Below are 13,659 nucleotides of genomic sequence, written 5' to 3'. Positions count from 1 at the left end.
TGACTAAAAATCAGCTTGTATGTACTTGCTATCAAACGGCATTACGCGGCACGCGACCAGTTACCGGATACTGCGGATCGGTATAACCGGGCGTGCTTGGATGGCCTGGCGGCACCAGGCGATCGAACAGTGCCTCGTCCTCCGAAGTAAAGCGGTAGTTCACGCCGTTCAGGTATTGCTGCCACTGTTCGAAGGTACGCGGCCCACCGATAACGGATGTCACCAAACGATTATTGAGAACCCAGGCCAATGCCAGTTCGACATTCGTTGTGGCATGTGCTTGTGCATGCTCATGCAGTGCTTGCGCCAGTGCGATGGATTCCGGACGCCATTCAGTTTGCAATGCCCGCTTGTCACCGCGACCGACGCGGCTGTTTTGATCCGGCTCATTGCCGGGCAAATATTTTCCGGTCAATACGCCACGCGCCAGCGGGCTGTATGACACTACGCCGAGGCCATGGAAGTCACAGGCCGGCAGATGCTCCACTTCCGGCATGCGGTTCGCAGCGTTGTAATAAGGCTGCGACACGATCGGTGGCGCCACACCCAACTCCTTCGTCAGATGCACAACCTCAGCCAGTTGCCATGCGCTGAAATTGGACAGGCCGAAGTAACGGATCTTGCCCTGCGCGATCAGGTCACCGAGCGCACGTATGGTTTCGTGCAAAGGCGTCTCCGGATCCGGTCGGTGCAAATAGTAGATATCGATGTAATCGGTAGCCAGGCGTTGCAGGCTCTGCTCAACTGCCTGGATGATGCGACGGCGTGACAAGCCTTTTTCATTCGGCCATAGCTCGGAGCCGTTGCCGACCTTGGTCGCCAACACCCATTTATCACGTTGCGCTGCGATACCCTTGCCGACCACCCGCTCGGATTCACCACCGGTATAAATATCTGCGGTGTCAATAAAGTTGACGCCGTTCTCATGCGCATGCCGGATGATTTGATGCGAGGTTTGCTCATCGCTGGCACCGCCAAACATCATGGTTCCCAGGCAAAGGCGCGACACCTTCAAGCCGCTTTTCCCCAAATTTTCATATTGCATATCGCACCACTTTCTTCTTGTGTTCAATCAGGTTTGGACAGGCCGGGACTGGCAAAGTTGTCAGGCGCTGGAGACGGCTTCGTTCGGGACTTCCGCTGCCGCCACTTCCGCCACTGCTTCGACTGTCTTTTCCTCCGCCTTCTTCTCTATCTGGTTAAAACGACGGCGTAGCGGCACTTTATCGTTCAGATAATAGTTGCCGACATCAAACAAACGCCAGCGCACCGGATCGTGCAAGGTATGGGTACGGGCGTCGCGCCAGTAGCGGTCCAGGTTGTGCTTGCTGGCTGTTGATTGCGTACCGGAAAACTCAAACAGCTTGTTGGTGATTAATAGTGCAGCATGGGTGCTCGCCGCCCGTACTTCAGAGACTGCAATCGAAGCCTTGGTCCAGTCCGCCTGCAAGCCTGTCACATAAGCGTGGTCGATAATCCTGCCGGCGCGTTCCAGCAAAGCTTCCGCACCGTGCAGGGCGACAGCCAGATCGCCTATCTCGCGTATCGTCAACTGATCCTCTTCCCACGATGCATCTGGGGCGGCATCCGCTTTCTTTGGGTTGCGGCCGCGAATAAAAGCTATCGTCGCCTCAAATGCCGCGCGCGCAATACCGGTATCAATTGCCGCATGCATGATCTGCCCGGTAGGACCGACCGGCGATACGTGTTCCTTTTTTTCCCGGTGCGAAACAACGAATTTCTTTTCGATACGTGCATTATCAAGAATCACACTGCCGCTGGCAGTGGTACGCTGCCCCAATGCCGACCAGTCATCGATGATGGTCAAACCCTCGGCATGGCGCGCAAAGAAAGCCAGGTGATGTTCTTCCTTGTCTTCGGTATTCAACGCGGTCGGTATCCAGTCCGCATACAGTGAGCCGGTAGCATAAAACTTACGTACGGTGGCCCGGTAGTGTTCGTCGCCGTCATCAAACAGGCTTACTTTCCGGTCTTCCGGTTTCTTGGCGTTCAGCTCCACCAGCGCATTACCGAAATGGTCACCCGCCAGTATGCGCTCAAAGAAGAATTTCTTTTGCTCCGCACTTCCGTGTTCGCGTATCAATTCAATAACGAAATAATGATTCTGTGGAATCTGTCCTATCGAACCATCCGCCTTAGAAAATATCGCAAAGATTTGCGCCAGCGTTACGTAAGAGACACCGGCACCACCATATTCCTTAGGTACCGTAATTCCCCATAGGCCGCTTATTGTTAGCTGCTTCAGTTCCGCGACCGGCAACCTGCGTTCACGGTCGCGCAGCGATGCCTCTTGCGCGAATTCATCAGCCAGCACTTGCGCCACGGCCAATGCTTCTTCATCGTTGCGAATCACTTTGACTACGCCGTGATCGGCATATGGCAATGTAGATGTACTCATTTCGGCTCCTTGATTCAATCAGGCCGGCATCCTGCCGGCCGCCTTACTTCCATGTCCGGTACTGCGCGGCAGTGTGGCTGTCCGGTAGTTTCGCGCCGCGGCCAAATAGTTTTTGTCGCAAACTGCCTTCTTCGTATGCTTCCTTGTACAAGCCACGATTCTGTAATTCCGGAATCACCAGGTCGATGAAGTCGCGGTAAGTTTCCGGTGCGACCGTGCGTGTCAGGTTGAAACCGTCGACATCGGTTTCTTCCACGTATTTGGCGATTTCATCTGCGACTTGCGAAGGTGTGCCGACAATGGCCGAGTTCTGTGCGCCGAAGCCGCGGCTTTGCAAGAGCTTGCGCCGTGTCGTTCCTTCCAGGAAGTTGCGACCGCGTGCGCTGCCAACACGTTGCAAGCGCCCCGGATACAAGGCTTCCAGCTTCTCCGGTGTGATCTCTTCATCCAGCCCGAATTTTTCAAGGTCTATGCTTTGCCCACTCGCCATATGTGCCAGCGAACCTTCCGCGCTGGCGTATTGCTTGTAGTCTTCATATTTTTCACGTGCAGCTTTTTCATTGCTATCGACCACGACGGTCAATCCGGAAAAGACCAGGATATCGTTCGGCTGGCGTCCGGCATCTACTGCAAGGCGACGGATATTCGCAATCCCTTTTGCCAGCAATTCACGACTCGGCGCACCGGTGAATACGCACTCCGCATGTTTGGCGGCAAACTCATTGCCGCGCTGCGAAGCACCCGCCTGGTATAAAACCGGCGTGCGTTGCAGCGAAGGTTCGGTCAGGTTATAAACACCATCCACCTTGTAGTAGGGACCGTCGTGATAGATGCGATGGATTTTTTTCGGGTCGGCATACATGCCGCGCACTTTATCCTTCAGGACTGCGTCATCTTCCCAGCTGCCTTCCAGCAGTTTGTAAAAGACTTCCATGAAATCATCACCGCGTTCATAGCGATTGTCATGGTCGATCTGCTGCTTCAGCCCCATCGCACGTGCAGCACTATCGAGGTAACCGGTTACGATATTCCAGCCGATACGGCCATTGCTCAAATGATCGAGTGTTGCCAGGCGGCGCGCGAACAGATAAGGTTGTTCATAAGTCAGATTGCAAGTCACGCCAAAGCCCAGGTGTTTGGTGGCTTGTGCCATCAAGGGCACCACATACAAAGGGTCATTGACCGGCAGTTGTACCGCTTCACGCGCAGTCGCTTCTATACCGTCACCCAAGACGTCATACACGCCGACTATGTCTGCCAGGAACACACCGTCGAATAAACCTCGTTCCAGTAATTTCGCCAGTTCAGTCCAGTACTCCGGTTTGGTGTAATCGCTGGAGTTATCTCGTGGATGCTTCCACAGGCCATGATGTATATGACCGACGCAATTCATATTGAAAGCATTCAGGCGTATCTTCTTGCTCATTCTTGATTCCGGCTTCTCTGATGGTTTGCAACAATTGTTAACGCTTGAAAAGCCATAGCAGCGGCACACCGTAATACGGCACCGATGAAAAGACTTCCGGGATAGGTTTCTTGCCGTCGGTCACGCAGCGGGATCGCTGGTGATAGCGAGGCTTAAGCAGTCCGACCAGAGAACAATATCAATTCATTGCCGGATAAAGAACCAAGCAAATTTCATTTCAATATTCCGTACTGGTTCGGAGTTCATACAGACAATCTTTGATGCTTAGCTGATTTTATGGAAAGCGCCGGATCAGTAACGCAGTGCGCAGCCGCCGGGCCACGCACTGATAGTCGCTTACCAGCGATAGGCACTGGCGCCAAAATTGGCCTCATAGAATGGTCCCACATGCGTGCCAGGCGGGATGATGGCATCGATGTGTTGCAAGTCTTCCGGTGTCAACTTTATTTCTATCGCCTTCAGCGCGTCTTCCAGTTGCTGCAGTGTGCGCGGACCGGTGATTGCGCTGGTGACGCCGCGCTGTTGCGCAACCCAGGCCAATGCCAGCTGCGATAGCGGCACACCTTTTTCAGCGGCCAGCTCGGACAAGGGCTCAATTACGTCAAATACCCGGTCGACGAAGCGTCGCGCCTGCATCGGATTCGGATTGGTGTAACGTGAGTCCAGCGGCAAAGGCTGGCCCTTGCGATACTTGCCGGACAACAGGCCGCCGCCGATCGGGCTCCATGGAATAACAGCCAGGCCAAAAGTTTCCGCAACTGGCAGCAACTCCCGTTCTATGCGGCGATCCAGCAGATTGTACGGTGGTTGTTCCGACACGAAGCGATTCAAGCCCAGCTCCTTGCTGGCCCATAAAGCTTCCACCACTTGCCAGCCGGCGAAGGTCGTGGAACCGATATAGCGCACCTTGCCTGACTTCACCAGGTCGTCCAGTGCCCGCAGCGTTTCATCGATTGCGGTCGTTGGTTCGGGCCGGTGGATCTGGTAGAGATCGAGGTAATCAGTTTGCAGGCGGCGCAAACTGTCTTCCACTTGCTGGATGATATGGCGACGTGAACTGCCGCGCAGGTTGCCGTCGGTATCATGCATAGGAAGATGTACCTTGGACGCGAGGAAGATATCCTTGCGTTTGCCATTGCGCTTGAGCGCTTCGCCGGTGAATTCTTCGCTGCGGCCGCGAGCATAGACATTGGCCGTATCGATGATATTGATACCCGCATCAATAGCACGATCAATGATGCGCACCGTGTCGTCCAGTTCGGTTTTGTTACCGAACATCATGCAGCCTAAAGTCAGCGGCGAAACTTTCACGCCGGTACGTCCGAAGTTACGATAATCTTTGAGTGCCATATCTGGATCTTTCTGCGAGTAAAGGCATGCACACAATGCGTAGCCGGATACGCTGTTATGCGACCCGACACTCACTGCTGGCTGCGAGGGAAATATTCAATGCGAGCATGAAAGCTCGCACCTTGATAGATGGAAATGCTTATTGAAGTAAAGCGGCGATTTTCTCCAGCCATAACTGGTCTATGGCAGAAAATGCATCCGGATATTCACTGTCTATATCCAGCACACCGGCCACCTCGCCATTGCCATCGAAGTAAGGAACGACAATCTCGGAACGGGATAAGGAACTGCATGCGATGTGGCCGGGAAACTGATCCACATCCGGCACGACGATAGTTGCGGCCTGCTGCCACGCACTACCGCAGACGCCTTTGCCTTTACCAATACGGCTACAAGCCACCGGCCCCTGGAATGGCCCAAGTACCAGCTCGTCGCTTTGCACGCGATAGAAACCGACCCAATGAAACGCAAACGCTTGTTGCAAAACAGCGGCTATATTCGCCTGATTGGCGATCAGGTCAGGCTCCGCTGCCAGCAAGGCTTGTATCTGCGGCAGTAATTCCCCATAGATATCGGCCTTGCTGCCTTGCTTGTTGAAACTCAGTACTTCTGCCATTGCTAACGCGCTTCCATTTCAAATTTATGTCGCTTCTCACTGCGCAAATTGCTCATTACCGACCAGGCCCAGTTTGTTCGCACCCAGTCGCTGGGCCGATGCCAAGACCGCCGCTACCGCCTTGTACGGCGCATTACGATCCGCACGCAGGTGCAGCTCTGGTTGCACATCTTGCGCCGCCGCACCAGACAATTTACTGTCCAGCACTTCCCGGTCTGAAATCGCTTCGCCATTCCAGCTTACTATTCCGGCCGCATTGATGTCGACCTGCACCACTTCCGGGATGACCGTTTGCGGCGGCGGGTTGCCGGCAGGCAGATTGAGTTCGACATTATGTAGTTGTATAGGAATCGTGATGATCAGCATGATTAACAACACCAGCATCACGTCAATCAACGGCGTGGTGTTCATTTCCGACATGACTTCCAGTTCGCCGGAACCGTTGCCGGAGCCTACGCTCATAGCCATAATTTATTCCTTCTTTTGAGTTTATGCACCGCGTGGTGCCGGCTCGGTGATAAAGCCTATCTTGACGATACCGGCACGCTGGCAGGCAAAGATCACCCGACCGATTGCTTCATACTTCGCATCACCATCTCCGCGTATCTGGATTTCCGGTTGCGGCTGTTGTACTGCGACGGTTTTCAGGCGCGCAGTCAATGCGTCGGCACCGGCTATCGCTTCCTGATCCCAGTAAATCTTGCCGCTCTTGTCTACCGATAAATTGATATTTTCCGGCTTGGTTTCGCGCACATGGTTTTCTTCATGCGGAAGATTGACCGCAATCGTATTGGTGACAACCGGGATCGTAATCAGGAAGATAATCAACAACACCAACATCACGTCGACCAGCGGCGTGGTGTTGATCTCTGACACCACGCTATCTTCTTCCCCGCCATTGCCAAAGGTAAGCGCCATGATTTAGCTCGCTTTGGATGGCGCAGAGCTGAGCAATACAGCATGCAATGTGGAACTGAAATCCTGCACTTTTTCCAATGCTGCTTTGTTACGACGAACCAGCAGGTTGTAGCCCAACACTGCAGGCACTGCAACCGCCAGGCCAATCGCGGTCATGATCAATGCCTCACCGACCGGACCGGCGACTTTATCGATAGACGCCTGGCCGGACAGGCCGATCGCCGTCAATGCGTGATAGATACCCCAGACCGTGCCGAACAGGCCGACGAAAGGTGCGGTAGAACCAACTGTCGCCAAAAAAGCCAGGCCATCTTGCAGGCGGTTCTTCACGGTATCGACCGAGCTATGCAAGGACTGTACTACCCAGGTATTGAAATCCACATGCGCCAGCAAACCACTGTGATGCTCGGTTGCCTTCAAAGCCAGCGTACCGATGAAATGGAAAGGGGTTCCGTTTTCCAATGTATCCAGTCCCTGGCGTACCGTACCGGCATCCCAGAAGGTACGTTCGGTATCACGCGCCTGTTTGTGCAATTTGCGCTGCGCCAGCAACTTTGCAACGATGATGTACCAGCTGCCGATTGAGAACAGCAAGAGGATCAGCAAGGTTCCCTTTGCCACGAAATCACTGCCATTCCACAGCGCGGAAATACCATAGGGGTTCGCTTCCTTGCCATGCTCTGCTGCTTGCGCCGCTGAGCTGGCGGACGTGGCTTGCGCGGCAACGATTGCCGGTGCCGCGGCTATGGCAGGTGCTGCAGTATTCCCGGCGGAGTAGGCAGGTGCGCTGAAAAATATTGCCAGGAAGATGGCAACTGCGGATAAACGATTACGGCTAAACATGATTTCTCCAATTAAAAATTGCACAACACGATGCTGAATTGATTGACTGCGGCAGGACGATGCGATCGCCTACTCCACCTTGAATTCGAATGGAACCTGCACTACCACTTCACGCCCCTGACCGACGCAATTGAAGCGCTGTGCGGCGTCCAGTGCGGCCTTGTTCAGGATCGGATGCGCGGAGCGAACCAGGCTGAAGTCATGTGACTGGCCATTAGTACCGACCACAAATTGCACCAGGACATTGCCGGAAATATTGTTTTGCAAAGCCTGCCGCGGATATTCCAGCGATTGGCGAATGCGGGTTGAATCCGGGCAAGCCAGCCCGACTTTTGCAACAGCAGGCGTTGGCGCCGGAGGAACGTATGGCTCAGGCGGTGCGCTGCTGACAGCCGCAATCACATTAGGCTGGGGCTGTACATTGACTTGTACTTCGGGTGGCGGAACGTATGCCGGAGGCGGCTTGACGAATTTTGGCGGAGGTGGTGTCTTGACCTGCGGCGGTGGCGGCGGCAGTTTGATTTCTTCGATAATGCGGGTTTCTATCGGCTTGCTGATGACATTGATCACATCACGTGCCAGGCCGGTAATCAGTGCGTAACCGATAAGCAAATGCAGCAAGACGGTCACGCCTATGCTGGCGATAGATTTGTTTGAGTACTGCTGTTGTCGGTCTAAAGCGAAATCCATTTTATTTCTCCATGCGTTTCCGATGTATAGCCGGTCAACGCGCTGTTTTTTCATAACTGAATGTATGCGGTGAAAATAGAGGGATCCGCAGCATGTAAATTGCGTGGAACTGATATGCTTTGCAGTCTGCTGATTGCATGCGGTCATCTGTGTTTACAGATAAAAGCATGCGCTGCCGTATCCCCAGCGAGGCCAGAATAGCATCGTGTTTTCCGATTCAATACCAACAAAATTTCACTTCTATATCCGCTTTCCCTCATATCTAAATTCCTGTTCCTGAATTTTCCGGAACATTAAATGTGCGTAGACCCGGTGGTGTTTTCAGTGCGCAATGCTCTTTAAAGTCTTGGCGGATACAGCTTGGGAAAGTTCGGTGGTGGGATAGCGTTTTGCCGTTGCAACTGACTGTGGGGACGCGATCACATCGGGTGGCGGAGCGGCATGTGATGCATGGAAGGAATAAGCTAATGCGATTTTATTGCGTGCAAAGAAAAGCCGGCATCAGCGCCGGCTTTGATATAACTGATTAATTACTTGATGCGCTTGCGGATAAGCGCCGCTTATTCGATGGCGAGCCACAGGAATGCCAGGCCGACACCGACAGGGATACCAAAACGTTCAAGCTTGCTGCCACTTTCTTTCGCTATGACTTCAACCGGCAAATCTGTTTGGGCCATAACTTTGCTGACCACCGAGCCTTCGAAGAAACGCGACAAGGCATTTTTACGTGTGGTACCCATCACGATTTTTTGTGCAGCAGTTTCACGCGCACAGGCCACGATGCCTTCAGCGGCGTCACCTTTATTGATATGCACGGAATGTTCGACGCCGGCCTTGGTCAGCATCTCAACAGCACCTTGCAACGCTTGTTCGGCGCGCTCTTGTTGCAACGCACGCACATTGCCGGATGGTACAAAGCGCGTAATGTATTTCGACAGACGTGGTTGGATATTCGCCAGTTTCACGTTGATCAATTCGTCATGCATCGCACGATATTGAATAACGTATTCCACTGCACGCAATGCATTCCGCGAACCATCTACGGGTATGAGAATGTTGAGCATGGTAATTTCCTCGCAATGTATAAACGTTAACGGTTAATGTGAACTGTTCTTCTTATGTATGTTTTGGTGTTGCCTCCCCGCGCGTCGATTTGATAGGCGCATCCCTAAGCCAACCACTGAATATGACCCCGCCTACGATCAGGCCATACAGCAACCATTCAAGAACCCGGTTCTCCAGCAAGTACGCTTGCACCAGCGGCTCGCTCGCAATCATCTGCGCTGCGGTCCAGGCCAGTACGCCGGCACCTATGTAGATAATGATCGGGTAACGCTCCACCCATTTCAAAATCAGCGTACTACCCAATACCATGATGGGCACACTGATCAGCAAGCCCAGCACCACCAGCATGAAGTCACCGTGTGCCGCACCGGCCACACCCAGTACGTTATCCATGCCCATCACCGCGTCCGCCACAATGATGGTGCGTATCGCAGCCCATAAACCAACACGTGTAGCCGATACATCAGCATGCTTCTTTTCGGCGTGGACCGGCGCCAGCAATTTGTAGGCGATCCAGACCAGCAGCACGCCACCAAGCAACAACAAACCAGGCACATTCAGCAACCAGACGATAGCGAGCGTCATCGCAATCCGTACTGCCACCGCACCTACCGTACCGCCGATAATCGTGATGCGTTGCAGGTGCTGCGGTAACTTGCGTGCGACCAGGGCAATCACTATCGCGTTATCACCGGCCAGTACCAGGTCGATGATGATGATCGCCAGCAGTGCGGAGAAGAATTCCGCCGAGAACATATCCATCTCTCCTCCTCGCAGCGACTGGCTTGCTTCCCCCGCCGGCATGCAGAAAAGATTTACGCGAAAAAAAACCTTTACCTGCTATCGGTAAAGGTCTCGCTACAACGTTGCCGTTGCCTGCAGGCCGGGGAAATCCCGTAATGACGGCTTCTGCAGTAAAGCTACTCCCCTTTAAGGGCGACTACTTAGCTTCAACATAGGCCAGTGGATACCCACTGTCAATGAAAATATAAAGATTTCGTTAAATTTTACGTAACAAAAAGATGAGATTCATATAAGGCATTGAATATATGGACTTATTTTTGATTTTCTGTACCAACTGCTATGCAATTTGCTCGTTTCAGGACTACTTTTTGAAGGATTTTCAGGCAAAACTCGCCGTACTACAGAGGGTGCCATGATGCAATAAAACCATCTTTGTTTCTGATAAAGTGCGCGAGGGTCGCAAACGACCAAGAGCAATATTCCCGACCAATTAAAAACTGACTTCCGTGAAAAAAAACTCCTCTGTACTTCCCCATACGCTCATCACTTTTGCGATAGGCATTGCAACTCTGATGTTTTTGAGCAAACTGGAGTGGGAGGACTCGTATATTCTCCTGACACTGCTATTTCCTCTGTTCTACGTCTCACTAGCAGCAGTACTTTCGCAGCACCGTGTTTTACGTCCGCGCATTTATATTTTCTGTCTTTGCCTTGCGATCTACTGTTCCTATTTCGCATTTGACTCGCAGTTTGGGCTTTTTTCCTTACAAGACGGGGACTATTACCGGGCGGTTCCTGTTGCAAGAGAGGCAGAGTATTTAGTGCTCGGCACGTTCCCCGTTTTGCCTCTGCTTGCTTATTCACTGTGGGCTTTTCTTGTAACGTATCTGATTTTCCGTTTGTTTCCTAAAAAGCCTGACTGAATTCTTCACGCAAGATTTAAGTAGAATGTGTGAAAATCCTGGCATCCGGTAGCTCGGCAAGACTGTGGGCGACTTCTACTGAGCGCGCTAGCTTGCTGTCGGCCAGAAGCGGCCGGCCGTAGATATTCATTCATCAGCTGAGATATGACCAGAACAATTAAACGTAGTCTTTGGTTTTCACTCGGAACAATGCTGGCATTGCTATGCTGGGAGTTTCTGACATTTCAACTTCCGCCCGCGCTTGCTTCCGCCCAGGAAGCCTGGATGCAGAATTTGATTGTACATGCATCGATCACGCTAACCTTGACGCTGAGCAGTTTTGCCGGCGGTATGATCGGGTTCTACTTCCTCCCGACCGGACTAGTAATTCGTAAGCGGATTCTCATAATGATGGGAGCCATCGATGCAATTCTTTCGGCTATGCTTGCGCCAACCGTATTCATCTCGGCAGGGGGCGAGTTCGCGGTTCTAAGTGCGCTTGTACTCGCCTCGCTAATTGCTTATTCCGGTGGACGTGTCGCGTCTAACAAAGTGGCATAGAGAGGGCCGTTATCGGCCAAGAGCAAAGACTTCGATTTACCACGCAATTTCGAATCACAAGTATCTCCTCGTCTGAACAAACGCACTGAAAGGCAGCTAACGGCCAGGAGCAGACATCGAACGTTTAAAAAACGCCCGCGCATTGCATGCGTTTTTGTATGGTATGGGGCGTTATCAGAGCAAAAGGCTTGCTGAAATAAGCCCATAACCCAAAATGAAAAAGGGCTAGCCGAAGCTAACCCTTTTAATTTGGTGCTGATGAGGCGAATCGAACACCCGACCTACTGATTACGAATCAACATCTTGATTTTTCATCACCTTTATTAATCAACATTTGCTGCGCTTGCCATCGCTATTAAGCAGTTTGAAGCAGTATCAACCTAGTGTGCATTGACACAAATTTGGCACATAAATTTTAAACCCTTAACAATTCCAATAAAGGTTCAAATGCATACATTGCAGGTCTTCGGCCGGAAGGTGATTCCATTTCTACCAATAATTTTTTGTCCAGCAGCAGTCTGGTGAATTTAGCTGCGCTTGAGGTAGGAATACCGCTATTGCTTGTAAATTTATTATTCCTAAACACTGGGTTTGTGAACACAAAATCGAGCACACTCACACTCCATTTAGAGGCGAGCGTATCACTAAACTCTTGCTTCATTCGTTCATACAAATTACGTATGTTTTCAGCTATTTCCAAATTGCGTATCGCCTGATTTTCTACGGCGGTTAAAAAGAAAATACACCACGCTGTCCAATCACCGCGCTCTGACACTGCACGCATAGTGTCAATATATTCATCCTTATTTTCTTCTAAATAGCCACTTAAATAGAAATGGGGTGCAGAAATTACTCCTGATGACCACAGAAACAGCGTGACAATCATTCGCCCAATACGACCATTTCCATCTTTAAAAGGATGCAATGATTCAAACTCTACATGTGATATTCCAGCCTTGATTAAAGGCGGATCCGTATCTGTATTCAGATAGTCAAAAAGACGATCCATGCCTTCTTGTAATTTCTCAGGGCTTATAGGGACAAATAAAACATTCCGCTTACTCCTATCTGCAAGATAGTTTTGCTCTGTTTTAAACTCTCCGGGTGATTTTGTCGCCCCCCGCCCAAAAGATAGAAGTCTTTGATGTGCAGATCGAATCAAGAATTGGGATAACGGTTGACCAGAATTCATGGCATCTTGAGCAGCCTTCAATGCTCGCTGATACAAAATTGTTTCAATAACCTCTGATCTTGTATTGGTTGTATCGGTCTGATTCTCATCATATTCTGCTTCGTATTTCAGGATCTCGTCCATTGTGCTGACGGTTCCTTCCATCCTTGATGAAATAACGGCTTCCTGATTTCGCAATGGTGCCAACAAAATTTCACTGTTGTGCATATTTTTGAGCATTTGGTCATATCGCGCGACTGCGTCCGTCGCCTTGATAAGTTGGGGCATAAGGGCTTTATAACCGAGTTCTGCAGGAGGAAATTTCCCTTCGTGATAATACGCAGCTCGATCAAAATTTAGCTCAGACGTTGGAATTGACATTTTTGCTCACTAAAAACTTAAATTTCATAGATTCAATACATTTTGCCATTCTTATTACAATAAATCCAAGCCTCTTTTCTTCTTGGCATTTGTTTTTTTATTTTTTTGAGAAATAAAACACAAAGTTGCCAAAAAGTTATTAAAGTAATAATTATAATTATCCTAATATTAGGATATAGAAAACGATAACCCTCGCTTTTTAGCAAAGTTAGCAATTAAGACAAGCTATTACACTTCGATATCCAACTTCCTAGCCTATTAATTAGAGTCATTAGTTAGAGACAAATCTATTAGGGCCCCAAACTCCGATATCTAACTTCCTAGCCTATTAATTAGAGTTATTAATTAGAGACAAATCTATTAGGGTCCCAAACTCCGATATCTAGCTTCCTAGCCTATTAATTAGAGTTATTAATTAGAGACAAATCTATTAGGGTCCCAAACTCCGATATCTAACTTCCTAGCCTATTAATTAGAGTTATTAATTAGAGACAAATCTATTAGGGTCCCAAACTCCGATATCTAACTTCCTAGCCTATTAATTAGAGTTATTAATTAGAGACAAATCTATTA

Annotated in this window: 14 protein-coding genes; 2 read left to right on the top strand and 12 right to left on the bottom strand. The window is 50.6% G+C overall.

Annotated elements, in window-relative coordinates; translation table 11 throughout:
• Nucleotides 1-31: 31 nt before the first annotated feature.
• The 11 genes from ACFQPC_RS16695 to ACFQPC_RS16645 all read right to left on the bottom strand — a co-directional run bounded on the left by ACFQPC_RS16695 (nt 32) and on the right by ACFQPC_RS16645 (nt 10,089).
• Nucleotides 32-1,045, bottom strand: a complete 1,014-nt coding sequence (locus ACFQPC_RS16695) for an aldo/keto reductase (RefSeq protein WP_382272981.1) — start codon at nt 1,043-1,045, stop codon at nt 32-34.
• A 60-nt stretch (nt 1,046-1,105) separates the two neighbouring features.
• Entirely contained in the window at nt 1,106-2,419 is a 1,314-nt protein-coding gene (locus ACFQPC_RS16690) for an SfnB family sulfur acquisition oxidoreductase (RefSeq protein ID WP_382272980.1), read from the bottom strand.
• 43 nt (nt 2,420-2,462) lie between these two features.
• Nucleotides 2,463-3,845: an LLM class flavin-dependent oxidoreductase gene (locus ACFQPC_RS16685; protein ID WP_382272979.1), complete on the bottom strand. Its 1,383-nt coding sequence runs from the start codon at nt 3,843-3,845 to the stop codon at nt 2,463-2,465.
• 336 nt (nt 3,846-4,181) lie between these two features.
• Nucleotides 4,182-5,195 carry an aldo/keto reductase gene (locus ACFQPC_RS16680; protein WP_382272978.1) on the bottom strand — a complete coding sequence of 338 codons (1,014 nt, stop codon included), beginning with the start codon at nt 5,193-5,195 and terminating at the stop codon, nt 4,182-4,184.
• Between the two features lie 139 nt (nt 5,196-5,334).
• A complete protein-coding gene (locus ACFQPC_RS16675; protein ID WP_382272977.1) occupies nt 5,335-5,811 on the bottom strand; it encodes a GAF domain-containing protein in 477 nt (158 codons plus the stop codon).
• A gap of 36 nt (nt 5,812-5,847) precedes the next feature.
• Nucleotides 5,848-6,279, bottom strand: a complete 432-nt coding sequence (locus ACFQPC_RS16670) for an ExbD/TolR family protein (protein WP_382272976.1) — start codon at nt 6,277-6,279, stop codon at nt 5,848-5,850.
• Nucleotides 6,280-6,300: 21 nt separating this feature from the next.
• On the bottom strand, nt 6,301-6,729 hold the full coding sequence (locus ACFQPC_RS16665; protein ID WP_382272975.1) for an ExbD/TolR family protein: 429 nt from the start codon (nt 6,727-6,729) through the stop codon (nt 6,301-6,303).
• 3 nt (nt 6,730-6,732) lie between these two features.
• Nucleotides 6,733-7,572 carry a MotA/TolQ/ExbB proton channel family protein gene (locus ACFQPC_RS16660; RefSeq protein WP_382272974.1) on the bottom strand — a complete coding sequence of 280 codons (840 nt, stop codon included), beginning with the start codon at nt 7,570-7,572 and terminating at the stop codon, nt 6,733-6,735.
• A 69-nt stretch (nt 7,573-7,641) separates the two neighbouring features.
• The gene (locus tag ACFQPC_RS16655) at nt 7,642-8,262 is read right to left on the bottom strand and encodes an energy transducer TonB (RefSeq protein WP_382272973.1); all 621 of its coding nucleotides are present in this window, start codon (nt 8,260-8,262) and stop codon (nt 7,642-7,644) included.
• A 560-nt stretch (nt 8,263-8,822) separates the two neighbouring features.
• Entirely contained in the window at nt 8,823-9,326 is a 504-nt protein-coding gene (locus ACFQPC_RS16650; RefSeq protein ID WP_382272972.1) for a universal stress protein, read from the bottom strand.
• 52 nt (nt 9,327-9,378) lie between these two features.
• Nucleotides 9,379-10,089 (bottom strand): TerC family protein, encoded by a 711-nt coding sequence (locus ACFQPC_RS16645; RefSeq protein ID WP_382272971.1) that lies wholly within the window; start codon nt 10,087-10,089, stop codon nt 9,379-9,381.
• Nucleotides 10,090-10,577: 488 nt separating this feature from the next.
• Between ACFQPC_RS16645 and ACFQPC_RS16640 the strand changes: the two genes are divergently transcribed.
• Together ACFQPC_RS16640 and ACFQPC_RS16635 are read left to right on the top strand one after the other, a co-directional pair.
• Complete coding sequence (locus ACFQPC_RS16640) at nt 10,578-10,994, top strand: hypothetical protein (protein ID WP_382272970.1); 417 nt, start codon at nt 10,578-10,580, stop codon at nt 10,992-10,994.
• 144 nt (nt 10,995-11,138) lie between these two features.
• Nucleotides 11,139-11,534, top strand: coding sequence for a hypothetical protein (locus tag ACFQPC_RS16635; protein ID WP_382272969.1), 396 nt, complete (start codon nt 11,139-11,141; stop codon nt 11,532-11,534).
• A gap of 415 nt (nt 11,535-11,949) precedes the next feature.
• Here the strand turns inward: ACFQPC_RS16635 and ACFQPC_RS16630 are convergent, their stop codons facing one another.
• Nucleotides 11,950-13,086: a Fic family protein gene (locus ACFQPC_RS16630; RefSeq protein WP_382272968.1), complete on the bottom strand. Its 1,137-nt coding sequence runs from the start codon at nt 13,084-13,086 to the stop codon at nt 11,950-11,952.
• Between the last annotated feature and the right edge of the window lie 573 nt (nt 13,087-13,659).

The organism is Herminiimonas glaciei (genome assembly GCF_042664955.1).
Classification (GTDB): domain Bacteria; phylum Pseudomonadota; class Gammaproteobacteria; order Burkholderiales; family Burkholderiaceae_D; genus Oxalicibacterium; species Oxalicibacterium glaciei.
Note: the sequence above shows the minus strand (reverse complement) of the source record. Positions and strands in the feature narration are given on the sequence as shown.

Excerpts from the sequence above, each read along its gene's own strand:
- ACFQPC_RS16695 (WP_382272981.1), bottom strand. The coding sequence starts at position 1,045 with ATGCAATATGAAAATTTGGGGAAAAGCGGCTTGAAGGTGTCGCGCCTT.
- ACFQPC_RS16690 (WP_382272980.1), bottom strand. The coding sequence starts at position 2,419 with ATGAGTACATCTACATTGCCATATGCCGATCACGGCGTAGTCAAAGTG.
- ACFQPC_RS16685 (WP_382272979.1), bottom strand. The coding sequence starts at position 3,845 with ATGAGCAAGAAGATACGCCTGAATGCTTTCAATATGAATTGCGTCGGT.
- ACFQPC_RS16680 (WP_382272978.1), bottom strand. The coding sequence starts at position 5,195 with ATGGCACTCAAAGATTATCGTAACTTCGGACGTACCGGCGTGAAAGTT.
- ACFQPC_RS16675 (WP_382272977.1), bottom strand. The coding sequence starts at position 5,811 with ATGGCAGAAGTACTGAGTTTCAACAAGCAAGGCAGCAAGGCCGATATC.
- ACFQPC_RS16670 (WP_382272976.1), bottom strand. The coding sequence starts at position 6,279 with ATGGCTATGAGCGTAGGCTCCGGCAACGGTTCCGGCGAACTGGAAGTC.
- ACFQPC_RS16665 (WP_382272975.1), bottom strand. The coding sequence starts at position 6,729 with ATGGCGCTTACCTTTGGCAATGGCGGGGAAGAAGATAGCGTGGTGTCA.
- ACFQPC_RS16660 (WP_382272974.1), bottom strand. The coding sequence starts at position 7,572 with ATGTTTAGCCGTAATCGTTTATCCGCAGTTGCCATCTTCCTGGCAATA.
- ACFQPC_RS16655 (WP_382272973.1), bottom strand. The coding sequence starts at position 8,262 with ATGGATTTCGCTTTAGACCGACAACAGCAGTACTCAAACAAATCTATC.
- ACFQPC_RS16650 (WP_382272972.1), bottom strand. The coding sequence starts at position 9,326 with ATGCTCAACATTCTCATACCCGTAGATGGTTCGCGGAATGCATTGCGT.
- ACFQPC_RS16645 (WP_382272971.1), bottom strand. The coding sequence starts at position 10,089 with ATGGATATGTTCTCGGCGGAATTCTTCTCCGCACTGCTGGCGATCATC.
- ACFQPC_RS16635 (WP_382272969.1), top strand. The coding sequence starts at position 11,139 with ATGACCAGAACAATTAAACGTAGTCTTTGGTTTTCACTCGGAACAATG.
- ACFQPC_RS16630 (WP_382272968.1), bottom strand. The coding sequence starts at position 13,086 with ATGTCAATTCCAACGTCTGAGCTAAATTTTGATCGAGCTGCGTATTAT.